We start from the raw sequence: 13,917 nt of genomic DNA on the forward strand, positions 1-13,917 counted from the left end.
ATTTTAGCCGACTTAATGCGTAAATACCCCGCGCAGCAACTGCTGAGCTCTGGCGATCCTGGGACTACGCAACGCTCCCGCCCGCCAACACAAGTGATACTCTATCGCCGGATTTGCCTGGGGGCCACCTATGGCGACTAAGCGTTCGTGTTTTAAATCATCACTCACCAGGTACTCGGGTAACACCGACCATCCCAAGCCCGCGAGCACCAGGGTACGCAAGCAACGCAGATCCGGGGCGGTGATAATCTCATTTAAGTGCCCCAAAAATAAACCATTATGGCTTACCCATTGACGCACTAGGGTCCGGCCCAGATCATAGGCCACCAAGGGTTGCTCACTTAATACCAGCTCCAGGTCCTGGCTCATTTGCCGCGCCCTGGCAGGGCTGGCAACCAGGAAAACCCGTTCCTCACCCAATAAACAGTAATCCAGCTGCCCATCTTCCGGAGGCGTTAAACACAGGGCAAAGTCCGAGTTACCATCTTTAAGAAAGGTAAACATGTCGTCATCGTGACTGGGGTGTAAGCGTATTTGCGCCCCAGCATCGGTAAGCGGTTGTAACTTGGGGGCGAGCATACTCGAAAGCATATCTATGGGGCCGTTTATGTGTATCACCCCGTCTATTTTGCTGCCGTGTGATTTCATTTTTGCCAACACGCCTTCGGCATAATCCAGGGTATCTCCCAGTTGTATCGCTAGTTCATCGGCAATACGGGTTGGCCGTACCCCGCGTACATGGCGCACAAACAAACGGTGATCCAATTGTGACTCGAGTGAAGCGATATGACTGGAGACCGCAGGTTGAGTGATATGCAAAACATCGGCGGCCTTGCTAAAAGAACGCTGACGGTAAACCTCAACAAAGGTGCGTAATTGATGAATGGACATAAGCTACAGCTATAAATTTAATTATATTAACCCAAGTTTAGATTATTTTTCCTCTATCTGCTTCTCACGCATACTGGGTCCCAACACAGTAAGAGCCAACAAGGTAACCAGTATGATTTATTCAACCACAGCCATTGCCAGTGGTGGCCGCGATGGCAGTGCCAAGCTAACCGACGATAGCCTGACCCTTACCATGACCACACCGGGTACCAGCGCACCTGGACATAACCCAGAGCAGCTTTTCGCCATGGGGTATGCAGCCTGTTTCGACAATGCCCTTATTCTCACTGCCAAGCGCCTGAAGATGGCACTTAAGTGCTGTCAAACCCAGGTCACCGTGGGCCTGGATAAGGTCGCCGAGCAGTATCTGCTTGATGTGACCATAGATGTTTCAATAGAGGGCCTGGAACCAGCACAGAGCGAACAGCTTATCGCCCTGGCCCATGAGGTTTGCCCTTATTCAAATGCACTGCGCGGCAATGCCAAGGTGCGCGTTAAAAACCTTGAGCAATCCGCTTGAAGATAAATTTTGGAGTCCTTATGACCACAATGAAAGCCGCCATGTATACAAGTACTGGCCACCCCGCAGAGGTGCTAGACGCCCATGACCTAACCATTCCCGAGCCGCAGGCGGGGGAAATCCGCGTGCGTATGACGCGCTCGCCCATACATAACCATGACATCATGACGGTCCGCGGCGAGTACGGCAGCCTACCTGAGTTGCCCGCCATCGGCGGCAGTGAAGCCGTAGGCATTGTTGATGCGCTGGGTGAGGGCGTTGCAGGCCCTGCTGTTGGCACGCGAGTAAACGTGGCCGGTGCCGCCGGTACCTGGGCCGAGTATTTTATTGCTCCTGCTATGGCGGCGGTGCCGCTGCCGGATAGCATCAGCGACGATATCGCCGCGCAATTATTAGCCATGCCAATGAGCTCGGTAATGGCGCTTAATAAAATCCCTGCCAAAGCAGGTGATTGGATAGTGGTCAACGCCGCCAACGGCGCCGTCGGTAAAACCGTGGCACAAATAGCCAAAGGCCGTGGCCTTAAAGTACTGAGCCTGGTTAACCGTGGCAGCTCCAAGGCGCAACTTGACGAGCTGGGTATTGGCAACGTCTTTGCCATGGACGAAGCCAATTGGTTTGAAAGTGCCCTTGCCGCTATTGACGGCCCCGTGGTCGGCGGTATCGAAATGATCGGCGGTGAAGCCGCCCGTAAGCTGATTAACCTGGTCGGAAACGGTGGCACTGTGTTGTCTTTTGGTGCCATGTCCAACGAACCCATGGCAGTGGATGCGGGCGATTTGATCTTTAAGGAAATCACCGTAAAAGGCTTTTGGGGCATGGTGGAATTCAGCCGTTTAACACCGGAGCAAATCACCGACTCGGTACTGGAGCTGATTGGGCTGGCCGAGCAAGGCGAGCTAACCTTGCCGGTGCATGAAACCTTCGCCATCAAGGACATTGCCAAAGCCGGTGCCGCCTATGACCAGCCGCGCCAAGGCAAGCTCATGATTCAGCCTTAAGCCCGACCAATTCAGAGTAAGTCATTTAAGTAATGTGACGTCAAAAGGCCCTAACAAGGGCCTTTTTTTGTCCGCACTCAGCAATTGTATAAATATAGGCACAAGTAGATTGACACCCTTATACGCGACTTGCTATTTTCCTTAACGCCCTAGTTGGCATTGGAACGGATGCCAATAAAAATCAAATGGATAGCGCTTTTATAGGCATGGCTTATAACCAAAGCGCTAACAACTAATAAGGATGTTAAGATGAATAAAACCAACCGCTGGCTAGTGCCCCTGTGCACCTCCCTCGCGCTGCTGGCGAGCACGTCGACTCTGGCAAAGAATTATCTGAATATTGAAGTGGCCGATGAAATTCTGGCGCTGGGAGAAGAGTACCAACTGTCGCTCAGCGAGAGTTTTGTCAGCGATAAAAGCCATGAGGTAAATAAAAAGCTGCTAACCTTTTTGCCCGAAGACGACAAGGTCTTCTACGAATTTACGCTGAGCATTAAAAAAGACGACAAAGTGTGGATCAGTGATGTCTTTGTCTTTAGCAACCAAAAGAATTTTTTAAACTTCAATACCCTGCTTTTTTCAGAGCTGGTTGATGAGAGCGACTTTTATCATCTTGATCACAAAGCCGGATATAACTTCTTTTCTTCCTATTCGCAGCATATTCCAAAGGGCTACGAAAAGTTAAAAGCCGAATACGACAAGGGCCTGCCGCACTATTTCAGCTACACCAGTGCCTCGAGCGACTACCAGGCCTACCTGGCAAATATTTACCCCCTGTCGGAAAAAATGAAGAAGGCGGTTAAGGAGACCCAAGCCACTAAGGTGACCCCTCATGAAGAGATCATCGAGCGCTTTATCAGCGCAATCAACAGCAAGCGTTCAGCGCCATTATTAAAATATCGCGACCCCAAGGCCTCACAAAAGAACCAGGATATTTACAAGCGAGGACTGCAAACCTTATTTGCTTACTACGATAAAATTGGCAACCCCAGCAAGTTCGAGGTGGCTCAACACAGGCGCTATGAAAACGTCAATCAGCCCAGTGTTGATTACTACCTAGTAGAAATTCTTGAACACAATGGACAACTGGATAACAAGATAGAGATGGAGTTTTACTTTAGCGATGTGCACGGCAAACGCTATATCAAGGAATACGATATCACCGGCATTCATTTCGAATAACAAAAAAGGGCTGTTACCAGCCCTTTTTTAATGTGCTTATCTCATCATGAGATACGTGGGAATTATTCCCACTCGATGGTTGCCGGTGGCTTACCAGAGATATCGTAAACCACGCGAGAAATACCGTCGATTTCGTTGATGATACGGTTTGAAACCTTACCCAGGAAGTCATACGGCAGGTGCGACCAACGGGCCGTCATAAAGTCGATGGTTTCAACACAACGCAGGCTTACCACCCAGTCGTATTTACGCGCATCACCCATAACGCCTACAGAGCGTACCGGTAAGAACACGGTGAACGCCTGGCTTACCTTGTGGTAAAGCTCGGCATTGTGTAGCTCTTCGATGAAAATCGCATCGGCACGGCGCAGTAAGTCGCAGTACTCTTTCTTGATTTCACCCAGTACACGTACACCTAGGCCAGGACCTGGGAACGGGTGACGATAAAGCATGTCATAAGGCAGGCCAAGCTCTAGACCAATCTTACGTACTTCGTCTTTGAATAGTTCGCGTAGCGGCTCAACCAGACCCAGCTCCATGTCTTCAGGAAGACCACCCACATTGTGGTGCGACTTGATCACATGCGCTTTACCGGTTGCCGATGCTGCCGACTCGATAACGTCAGGGTAAATAGTACCCTGAGCAAGCCATTTCGCGTTTACGCGCTTGCTTGCTTCTTCATCGAATACTTCAATGAAGGTGTGACCAATGGCCTTACGCTTCGCTTCTGGCTCATCGATGCCTTCAAGTGCTTTTAAGAAGCGCTCTTCGGCGTCTACTTTCACTATGTTCAGACCAAAGTGGTCACCGAACATATCCATTACCTGTTGACCTTCGTTTAGACGAAGCAGACCGTTATCAACGAATACACAAGTCAGCTTGTCACCGATAGCCTTGTTGATAAGCATGGCCACAACCGATGAATCTACACCACCAGACAGACCTAAGATCACTTCGTCGTCACCGACTTTTTCTTTGATGCGGGCAATCGCGTCTTCGATGATTTGCGCCGGCGTCCATAGTTTGTCACAACCACAGATATCAACCACAAAACGCTCTAACAGGCGTTGGCCCTGTTGCGTGTGTGTCACTTCCGGGTGGAACTGTACGCCGTAGAAGCGCTTTTCTTCCCATGACATGGCAGCATGTGGACAAGTGTCGGTTTTTGCCGTGGTGGTAAACTGAGGTGGAATGGCTTCAACCTTGTCACCGTGGCTCATCCATACATCTAATAAGCCGGCGCCATTTTCACCCAGGTGATCTTCAATGGCTTCGAATAGTGCACAGTTACCCACCTTTTCAACCTGGGCGTAACCGAACTCTTTCTTATCAGAGCCGTGTACCTTACCGCCTAGCTGCATGGCCATAGTTTGCATGCCGTAACATACGCCAAGAACCGGCACACCCGCTTCGAATACGTAATCAGGCGCACGTGGGCTGCCCTCTTCTACCGTTGACTCAGGGCCACCAGATAGAATGATACCTTGTGGGTTAAATTCACGGATTTGCTCCTCCGTTACATCCCAAGCCCACAGCTCACAATAAACACCAATTTCACGCACACGACGGGCGATCAATTGCGTGTACTGTGAACCAAAGTCAAGGATCAATATACGGGAGTCATGGATATCTTTGCTCATTGCGATCTCATCTAAATTAAATGAAATTGGATTAGCGTTTAGTTAATTCGCTAATCAGAAATTAGTAAGGGCTAGCAAAAACTAGCCCTTGAATCGTTATTGTCAGCGCTTAGCCCAGACGATAGTTTGGCGCTTCTTTGGTGATTTGCACGTCATGTACGTGCGACTCACCCATACCCGCTGCGGTAACGCGCACAAACTGTGGCTTGGTATTGAGCTCTTCAATAGTTGCCGAGCCGGTTAAGCCCATGGCGCTGCGCAGGCCACCCATTTGCTGGTGAATAATGGTAGTGATTGGGCCTTTGTAGGCAACGCGGCCTTCAATACCTTCCGGAACCAGCTTTTCAGCTTCTTTTGATGTTTGGAAATAACGATCAGAAGAGCCTTCTTTTTGGTTCATCGCACCTAGTGATCCCATACCACGGTATGACTTATAGTAACGACCTTGATAAAGTTCAACTTCACCCGGAGACTCTTCGGTACCGGCCAGCATAGAACCAACCATTACACAGGCAGCACCGGCTACCAGGGCCTTGGCGATATCACCTGAGAAACGGATACCACCGTCGGCAATAACAGGAATATCACGGCCTTTTAAGCCTTCAACCGCGTCTGAAATTGCTGTGATTTGTGGTACACCACAACCGGTTACGATACGCGTGGTACAGATAGAGCCTGGGCCAATACCCACTTTAACCGCATCAACACCGGCGTCGGCAAGGGCAATAGCACCTTCGGCCGTAGCAACGTTACCGGCAACGATTTGTAATTCAGGGAAGGCTTCGCGCGTGGCTTTAACGCGGTCGATAACACCTTGTGAGTGACCGTGTGAAGTATCGATAAGCAATACGTCAACGCCCGCTTCAACCAGGGCTGCGATACGCTCGTCGGTACCGGCACCCACACCTACTGCGGCACCTACACGCAGACGACCTTGCTCGTCTTTACATGCGTTTGGCTTGTCCATCGCTTTTTGGTAATCCTTAACCGTGATCATGCCTTTTAGTTTGAAGGCGTCATCAACAACCAGGATTTTCTCAATACGGTGCTCGTGCATCAGGCCAAGAATTTCTTCACGGTTAGCGTTTTCTTTAACGGTAACCAGCTTGTCTTTTTTGGTCATCACGGTTGAAACCGGCTGCTCTAGCTTGGTTTCGAAACGCATATCACGGCTGGTAACAATACCTTGTAGGTTGTTGTCGGCGTCGGTTACAGGGAAACCTGAAAAGCCTTTTTCTGCAGCAAGGGCTAGCGCTTCGGCGATGGTTAAATCGGCTTCAACGGTAACTGGCTGAGAAACGATGCCCGCTTCGTAAGTTTTCACCTTACGAACATTCGCTGCTTGCTCAGCGATGGTCATGTTTTTGTGGATAAAGCCCAAACCGCCTTCTTGTGCTAAGGCAATAGCTAAACGCGCTTCGGTCACTGTATCCATAGATGCAGAGACAAGCGGAAGGTTCAGCTTAATGCCGCGCGTAAGGCGTGTGGTAAGGTCCGCTGTATGCGGTAAAACAGTAGAATGACCAGGTACTAATAGTACGTCATCAAAGGTAAGGGCTTCTTTAGCGATCCTAAGCATTGGCAACATCTCACGAATTGGTGATTGGGTGGAGTTGCGGCGGCATTTTATCAGCGATGTTAAGGCGAGTAAAATAAAATTTGCGCTTTCTTTATGATAAACTGCCATAAGTTTTTGCAAGGCGCGATATCACTATGTATTCACAATCAAATTCCCCTGCCTCCCAAAGCGTTTATACGGTGTCACGGCTTAACCGTGAGATCCGTACCATTTTGGAGCGTGGCTTTGCCTCGATTGTGCTTAACGGTGAAATTTCTAACTTTGTCGCCCCTTCTTCCGGGCATTGGTACTTTTCCTTAAAAGACGACAAGTCGCAGGTGCGCGCCGCCATGTGGCGCGGCAATAACCGCTACGCCAAGTTCCGTCCCAAGGACGGCGATCAGGTGCAGGTACAGGCACGGGTATCCTTGTACGAACCTCGTGGCGACTACCAGGTTATCGTTGAACATATGGAAGCCGCCGGCGAAGGCGCCTTAAAGCAGGAGTTCGAGGCGTTAAAAATGCGCCTGGCGGCACAGGGCCTGTTTAACTCGGCGCATAAAAAGCCTTTGCCCGGCACCATTAACAAGGTGGGTGTGATCACCTCCTCGACCGGTGCCGCCATCAAGGATATCTTAACCGTGTTAAAACGCCGCGCCCCGCAGTTGGAAGTGGTGATTTACCCCTGTCAGGTGCAAGGCGATGCCGCCCATCAGGGGATCATCGACAAACTGCAACTGGCCAACGCCCGCAATGAGGTGGATGTACTGATCGTCGGTCGCGGCGGCGGCAGCTTGGAAGACCTCTGGTGTTTTAATAACGAACAGCTGGCGCATGCCATATTTAACAGCCAATTGCCGGTGATCAGCGCCGTCGGCCATGAAATCGACACCACCATCAGCGACTTTGTTGCCGATATTCGCGCCCCGACCCCTTCGGCGGCGGCGGAATTGGTAAGCCCGGACAGCATCCAGCTTAAGCAGGGCTTGCAGCACCAAAAGCAGCGCCTTTACAGTGCCTGGCGTCACCTGCTTCATGACCGCTCAGTACAATTGCAGCGTTTACAAAGCCGTTTGTCGCAGCAACATCCTGCCAATCAGCTAATGCAGCAGCAACAACGTTTGGATGAACTGCAAATGCGTTTGAACCATGCCATGGAAGGACGATTAAGCCAGCAGCAGGCGCTGTTGAATCAGCTAAATATGCGCATGCAGCGCGCCAACCCGGGCACCCGGGTGGCGGCGGCGAAATACCAATTACAACAGCTGTCGACGCGCTTGGTAACGGTGCAAAAAGAGCAGCTCTTTCAGGCCCAATCGCGGCTTGCACAATTGGCGGCCCGGCTCGATAGCATCAGCCCGCTGGCGGTCTTGGCCCGCGGCTATAGCATTACCAAAAGCGAATTGGGGATAGTGAAATCGGTGACCCAGGTGCAACCACAACAACAGCTGACTACCGTGGTTGCCGATGGTGAAATTACGACTCAGGTGGTTTGCGTTCAACCCAAAAACTAAGGGAGCCATCGGAGCTCACCGAGCTGGTACGCTGAAACTGGCGCCACCAGGGCTGCTTGTCGAGACGTGATTGCAGCTGGCGCCAGCCGGTGCGCGGGTCAAGCTCCGCTCCTTCCAGCGTCGAAAATTCAATGCGACACACGGTACTTTTACATTGCACCTTCTCGAGTGCGACCTTGTCGGCAAATCCTTCACTGTAAACAAAATCGCTGGTTTGCGTTTCGGTCAGATAGGCCCAGTTTTCATCGCGGGTTTCCTGCTCGAAGAGCTGTTGCAATTGAGTCTCCATTTCCTCGGGGCCTTTTAAGGCGCGCTGCAATACCTTGATCTGCTGCTGCGCCTGGGCCAACTGCCCTTCGAGTTGCGCCACGTCTTGATCCGGACTTTGGCCCTCGCTCTGCGGCTCGGCAACATCATTAAGGGATACAGGCGGCTGTGCAATCTCGTTAAGTGAGGCAGGCGGCCATTCGTCATTCATGTCTGGCATGCTTGCCTGGTCGTTTTGCGCTAATTGGGTGGGAGCAGAGACAGCGGGCGCCGCCTGAGGCACAGTTACTACGGCTTCTTGAGCGGCGTCGGCAAAGAGCAGATAACCGCAACCCACACCGACAAAAAAGGCCGCGCTAACGGCCATAACCAATTGATTTTTCGCCATACCATTCCCTGCTGTTCAGTTTTAGAGCATGGCACTAGTATGGGATTTATTTTCCGGTTCGTCATCTAAAAAGTTTTGGTTCATGGACTCGGCCGGACAGGCACAATCCGGACGACCTACCACTTTAGCAGGTACCCCAACCGCGGTGGTATGCGCAGGCACCGGGCTGAGCACCACGGAGCCGGCTCCGATACGGGCGCCCTCGCCGACCTCGATATTACCCAACACCTTGGCTCCGGCACCGATCAGCACGCCGGCACGGATTTTCGGGTGACGATCACCGGATTCATTACCGGTACCGCCCAGGGTCACCGATTGCAAAATAGAGACATTGTCTTCAATGACCGCGGTTTCCCCGACTACGATCCCGGTGGCGTGGTCGAACATGATACCGTGGCCGACCTTACAGGCCGGATGAATGTCGACGCCAAATACTTCCGAGCTACGGCTTTGAATAAAGCGCGCCAGTTCCTTACGGCCCTGACGCCACAAGCAATGGGCTAAACGGTGGGCCTGAATGGCATGAAACCCCTTGAGGTTTAAGATCACCATCAAATAGGTGTCCACCGCCGGGTCGCGATCACGCACCGCTTTAATATCGTGGGCAACATGGGTCAACATCGCATCACACTCGACAAAGGCCTGATCGAACAGCTCGCGAATGGTAAAGGCTGAAACCACGGCATCGGCCAGCTTATTGGCAACGATAAAGCTTAGCGCCGAGCCCAAACAATCATGATTAAGCACGCAAGAATATACGTGGGATGCCAACAAGGGCTCTTTACTAACGACTTGATTCGCTTCTTCTCTTAGCTGCTGCCAGATCTCATGACGCATGGCGGTTTCCTAGTATTAACTAACTGCTTATTGCTATAAGTGTAACGGATTTGACGGTAAACGCGCTATCTCCAAAAAAGGTGCGCTGGTTATTAGATATAACTAAATAATTTCATATACATCTTCAAGGTCTTAGACTTTTTCATCCGCAAAAGTAAAGCAAGGGGCCTGGTCACGGCGATACGCGCTCGGCGAAATGGCAAACCAGCGCTTAAAGGCATGATGAAAGGCACTAAGCTCGCTGTAACCGCACAGATAAGCGATTTCACTGAGGCTTAAGGAAGACTCCCGCAACAAGGCACAACTTTTTTCTTGGCGCAGGGTGTCAAGCACGGTGCGATAGCTGGTGCCTTCCGCGGCCAGGCGACGCTGCAGGGTTTTCTCGCTCATGCTGAGCATCTGCGCCATGCTTTTACAGCTCAACTCACCGCTCGCCAGCTGTTGCTCAAGTAAAAGTATCAACACTTGGCTAATGGCCTTATGTTTTTCGGCGAGCATGCCTTGTTCCAGTTGCGGATGTACGGCTTGGGCATGGGCCTGAAAATGGATCTGATGATTAGGGGCACCGTATTCGATGGCACAATTAAAGTAACGCTCAAGTTCTTCGCAGGGCGCGCGGCGCTGCACACATACCCGCTCCGGGCGCCAGTGCTTGCCGGCCACGGTGCGGGCAATTTTAACGCAAAATGCCATTGCCGCTTCATAGCTTTGGGTGCCGACTTCAGCGGTGCTGTCGGCAAAATAAAACCGCAACACAGCTGTTGGCACAGCCGTTGATGCTGCCGTTGACGCTGTCGTCGACATATCCTTTGGCACCGCCTGCTGCGGTTGTGGCTCGATAAGCTGGGCATTGGTGGTATCGCCGATCAGCTTCTGATAACGGAGGATCAGTTTGTAGGCGCTGAGGACATTGTCTTGTTTTAACAAGGCCAGACCAATCACAGGGATAGCTCTGACATTCATGCTGCCACCGACGGCAATGCCAAGATTAATGTGTTCGACACGGCGCGCCACAGCCGCCTGCGCCGCATTCCACAAGGTACTGACATTACTTTGCGGATAGCGGCTGTCCCTAGCCGTCAAGGAATCGAGGGCAATATTGGCATCGCGAAATAAGGTGGTGATGGGCAAGCCATGCCACTTAAAGGTTTCGGCCATGGCACTGACCCACCAGGATGAGATTGTCCGCATTATCTGACCTAAAAAATCAATTATAAGACCCACAATATCAAGCGCGGTGCAAATTTCCAGCATATTGTTATTAAACGTGCTTAAAGCTTGCTCAAAGCGTACTTAAAGCATGCCTAACGCGTACCTGCACAATTCGCGCTTAACTATAAGAATAAAGATTCGGGGCACGCTGGTTATTAACTCAACAGGAGAATGCCCATGGGCCATGTTTCAGACAAAGAAGGCTTTAGCAGCTTTAAGGAGTTTTACCCTTATTACCTGCAAGAACATAAAAACAAGGTATGCCGCCGTTTACATGTGCTTGGCAGTGTCTTGGTCCTCACGGTTTTGGCAACGGCCATCATCAGCGGTCATTATGTATGGTTGTGGTCATTGCCCGTCATTGGTTATGGCTTTGCCTGGGTTGGCCATTTCTTTTTTGAAAAGAATAAACCGGCCACCTTCAGCTACCCGTTTTACAGCTTTCTCGGCGACTGGGTAATGTTTAAAGACATCATTACCCGTAAGGTTCCCTGGTAATAAGCGCTCACTAACGAGGAATAATAAATGAAAGATCAGGTTTCACCACAAGAATGGCAGGCACGGGTTGAATTGGCAGCCGCCTACCGGTTAATCGCCCACTTTGGCTGGGACGATTTAATCTTCACGCACATATCCATGCGCGTGCCGGGAACCGAGGACCAATTCTTAATTAACCCCTACGGCATGATGTTTCATGAGATCACCGCTTCGTCGCTGATCCGCGTTGATCAACAGTGCAATAAATTGCATCACAGCGACTACCCGGTGAACCCCGCCGGCTTTACCATCCACAGTTGCATCCATGAAGCCCGCGCCAACGCCCATTGCATTATTCACACCCATACCGCCAATGGCGTCGCAGTGTCGGCGTGCAAACACGGGCTCCTGCCGATTTCGCAGCAGGCCGTTGTGGTGCATAGCGGTTTGAGTTATCACGACTATGAAGGTATCGCCCTGAACCCAGAAGAAAAACAGCGCCTGGTTGCCGACCTACAGGACAACAACTTTTTGATCCTGCGTAACCATGGACTGCTGACGACCGGCGCCACGGTGGCCGATGCCTTCTTGTTTATGTATGCACTGGAGTCGGCCTGCGCCATACAGGCACGCACCAACCAAGACCCGGCCCAGCTTATTCATGTACCGCAAGCCATTATCGATGGCATTGAGGGGCAAACCCAGGCGGTGACCAAGGGCCTCGGCGGCGCCCTGGCCTGGCCGGCCTTGCTGCGTTTGCTTGATGCCAATAACCCGGGATATGACAGCTAGATGATGGCACCAGGCCTATAAAAAAGCCCCATAGTGTGGGGCTTTTTTATTTTGTGTGGCCGTTAAGCCTTATCGTCTCTTAGCTCACGGCGTAAAATCTTACCCACGGTAGACTTGGGCAGCTCATCTAATATATGGATATGCTTGGGCACCTTGTAGTTGGTAAGCTGCTGACGGCAAAACTCCTGTAACTCCTTCTCGTCCACCGCCTGCTTCACGGTGATATAAGCATGCACCGCCTCGCCGCTGCGCTCGTCGGCCTTGCCAACTACCGCCGCTTCAAATACCGCTGGATGACTGACCAAGACATCCTCGACCTCGTTCGGATACACATTAAAGCCGGAGACGATGATCATGTCTTTAAGGCGATCGACCACCTTGATGGCACCGTTATCGAGGCGAATGCCGACATCGCCGGTTTTAAAGAAACCATCTGCGGTCAGTGCCTTAGCGCTTTCTTCGGGGCGGTTCCAGTAGCCCTTCATTACCTGCGGGCCGCGCACGACAATTTGCCCGCTGTCACCATCGGCAACCGCACAGTCGTGCTCATCCCATAGCTCCACCTCGGTGTCGCGCACGGGAAAACCCACGGTACCAATTTGCTCCCCTCCGGGTTGATTGAGGGTCACTACGGGGGAGGTTTCCGACAGGCCGTAGCCCTCTGAAATACTGCACCCCGTGGTCTTGGCCCAGGCATTGGCTGCCGTGGTCGTTAACGCCGCGCCGCCGGAGACGGTTAAACGCAGCCGGGAAAAGTCCAGCTCGGTGAACGCCTTGGTCGCGCACAAGCCGACAAACAAGGTGTTAATGCCGGCAAAAGAGGTGAAGCGAAACGGTTTTATGGCGTTAACAAAAGCGTCCAAGTCACGGGGGTTGGGGATCAACACCGAGTGATTACCCGAGGCGGTATTGATCAAAATACTCAGGGTAAAGGCATAGATGTGGTACAGCGGTAAGGGGCAGATAAATATCTCACTGGCGTCGTGATACCTGTCGCCAAACGCTTCCTTGGTTTGCAAGGCATTGGCTATCAGGTTTTTATGGGTGAGTTGTGCCCCCTTCGACACCCCCGTGGTCCCGCCGGTGTATTGCAACACCGCCACGTCTTCCAGGTGCGCACTGGAGCGCGGGAAGTCTTGCCCCTGCCCCTCGGCCAACGCCTGGTGCCAACTGACTCCTCGCTCAGAGACAGCCTCACTGCTATCGAGCAACAGGTCGGCGGCACCGGTGCAAACCAGGTGTTCAATCTCGGTGTCGGCAATAATGCCTGCTAATTTGGGGTAGAGATCGGCCAGGATCACCAAGGCCTTGGCCCCGGAGTCATTAAACTGGTGCAACATTTCCCTGGGCGTGTACAAGGGATTGGTATTAACCACCACTAGTCCCAGTTTAAAGGCGGCGTAAACGACAATGGGGTACTGATTCACATTAGGCAGTTGAATGGCGATGCGATCCCCGGCCCGCAGCCCCTGCCCATAAAAATAGCCTGCTAACTGCTCTGCGAGTGTATCGATTTGCGCAAACGTCAGGGTTTTACCGACACTGGTAAAGGCATCTTGGTCGCCGTATCGCTGACAGGCGCTTGAGATAAATTGATCTAGGTTTTGATACTCTTGTATTTGTGCAAGCATAGTCGTC

13 protein-coding genes are annotated in these 13,917 nt (G+C 51.8%); 6 read left to right on the forward strand and 7 right to left on the reverse strand.

All coding sequences use genetic code 11. The annotated features are described in order from the left end of the window. Positions 1 to 12 precede the first annotated feature (12 nt). Positions 13 to 891 (reverse strand): LysR family transcriptional regulator, encoded by an 879-nt coding sequence (locus tag C2M36_RS15730; protein ID WP_105255705.1) that lies wholly within the window; start codon positions 889 to 891, stop codon positions 13 to 15. 112 nt (positions 892 to 1,003) lie between these two features. Between C2M36_RS15730 and C2M36_RS15735 the strand changes: the two genes are divergently transcribed. From C2M36_RS15735 to C2M36_RS15745, 3 genes are all read left to right on the forward strand, one after another. After that, positions 1,004 to 1,411 (forward strand): Ohr family peroxiredoxin, encoded by a 408-nt coding sequence (locus tag C2M36_RS15735; protein ID WP_105255879.1) that lies wholly within the window; start codon positions 1,004 to 1,006, stop codon positions 1,409 to 1,411. 20 nt (positions 1,412 to 1,431) lie between these two features. Then, a complete protein-coding gene (locus C2M36_RS15740; RefSeq protein ID WP_199883053.1) occupies positions 1,432 to 2,412 on the forward strand; it encodes a zinc-binding dehydrogenase in 981 nt (326 codons plus the stop codon). A gap of 249 nt (positions 2,413 to 2,661) precedes the next feature. Next, positions 2,662 to 3,594 carry a hypothetical protein gene (locus C2M36_RS15745; protein ID WP_105255706.1) on the forward strand — a complete coding sequence of 311 codons (933 nt, stop codon included), beginning with the start codon at positions 2,662 to 2,664 and terminating at the stop codon, positions 3,592 to 3,594. 62 nt (positions 3,595 to 3,656) lie between these two features. Here C2M36_RS15745 and guaA read toward each other — a convergent pair whose 3' ends face one another. After that, positions 3,657 to 5,234, reverse strand: coding sequence for a glutamine-hydrolyzing GMP synthase (gene guaA / locus C2M36_RS15750; RefSeq protein WP_105255707.1), 1,578 nt, complete (start codon positions 5,232 to 5,234; stop codon positions 3,657 to 3,659). A 109-nt stretch (positions 5,235 to 5,343) separates the two neighbouring features. Then, complete coding sequence (gene guaB / locus C2M36_RS15755; RefSeq protein ID WP_105255881.1) at positions 5,344 to 6,813, reverse strand: IMP dehydrogenase; 1,470 nt, start codon at positions 6,811 to 6,813, stop codon at positions 5,344 to 5,346. A gap of 134 nt (positions 6,814 to 6,947) precedes the next feature. On the opposite strand from guaB, the gene xseA reads away from it, so the two are divergent. After that, positions 6,948 to 8,306 carry an exodeoxyribonuclease VII large subunit gene (xseA, locus tag C2M36_RS15760; RefSeq protein WP_105255708.1) on the forward strand — a complete coding sequence of 453 codons (1,359 nt, stop codon included), beginning with the start codon at positions 6,948 to 6,950 and terminating at the stop codon, positions 8,304 to 8,306. Here the strand turns inward: xseA and C2M36_RS15765 are convergent. The 3 genes from C2M36_RS15765 to C2M36_RS15775 form a co-directional block, all read right to left on the reverse strand. Further along, positions 8,269 to 8,961, reverse strand: a complete 693-nt coding sequence (locus C2M36_RS15765; RefSeq protein ID WP_105255709.1) for a hypothetical protein — start codon at positions 8,959 to 8,961, stop codon at positions 8,269 to 8,271. The genes xseA and C2M36_RS15765 overlap by 38 nt on opposite strands. Before the next feature lie 21 nt (positions 8,962 to 8,982). After that, positions 8,983 to 9,798, reverse strand: coding sequence for a serine O-acetyltransferase (gene cysE, locus C2M36_RS15770; protein WP_105255710.1), 816 nt, complete (start codon positions 9,796 to 9,798; stop codon positions 8,983 to 8,985). A gap of 132 nt (positions 9,799 to 9,930) precedes the next feature. Then, entirely contained in the window at positions 9,931 to 10,989 is a 1,059-nt protein-coding gene (locus C2M36_RS15775) for an AraC family transcriptional regulator (protein ID WP_158678973.1), read from the reverse strand. 198 nt (positions 10,990 to 11,187) lie between these two features. Here C2M36_RS15775 and C2M36_RS15780 point away from each other — a divergent pair, with 198 nt between their 5' ends. Next, positions 11,188 to 11,508 carry a DUF962 domain-containing protein gene (locus C2M36_RS15780; protein ID WP_105255712.1) on the forward strand — a complete coding sequence of 107 codons (321 nt, stop codon included), beginning with the start codon at positions 11,188 to 11,190 and terminating at the stop codon, positions 11,506 to 11,508. Positions 11,509 to 11,535: 27 nt separating this feature from the next. After that, on the forward strand, positions 11,536 to 12,279 hold the full coding sequence (locus C2M36_RS15785) for a class II aldolase/adducin family protein (protein WP_105255713.1): 744 nt from the start codon (positions 11,536 to 11,538) through the stop codon (positions 12,277 to 12,279). Positions 12,280 to 12,341: 62 nt separating this feature from the next. Here C2M36_RS15785 and C2M36_RS15790 read toward each other — a convergent pair whose 3' ends face one another. Beyond that, positions 12,342 to 13,910, reverse strand: coding sequence for an AMP-binding protein (locus C2M36_RS15790; protein ID WP_105255714.1), 1,569 nt, complete (start codon positions 13,908 to 13,910; stop codon positions 12,342 to 12,344). Positions 13,911 to 13,917: the final 7 nt, after the last annotated feature.

It is taken from the genome of Pseudoalteromonas sp. T1lg75, from assembly GCF_002964705.1.
Lineage (GTDB): Bacteria > Pseudomonadota > Gammaproteobacteria > Enterobacterales > Alteromonadaceae > Pseudoalteromonas.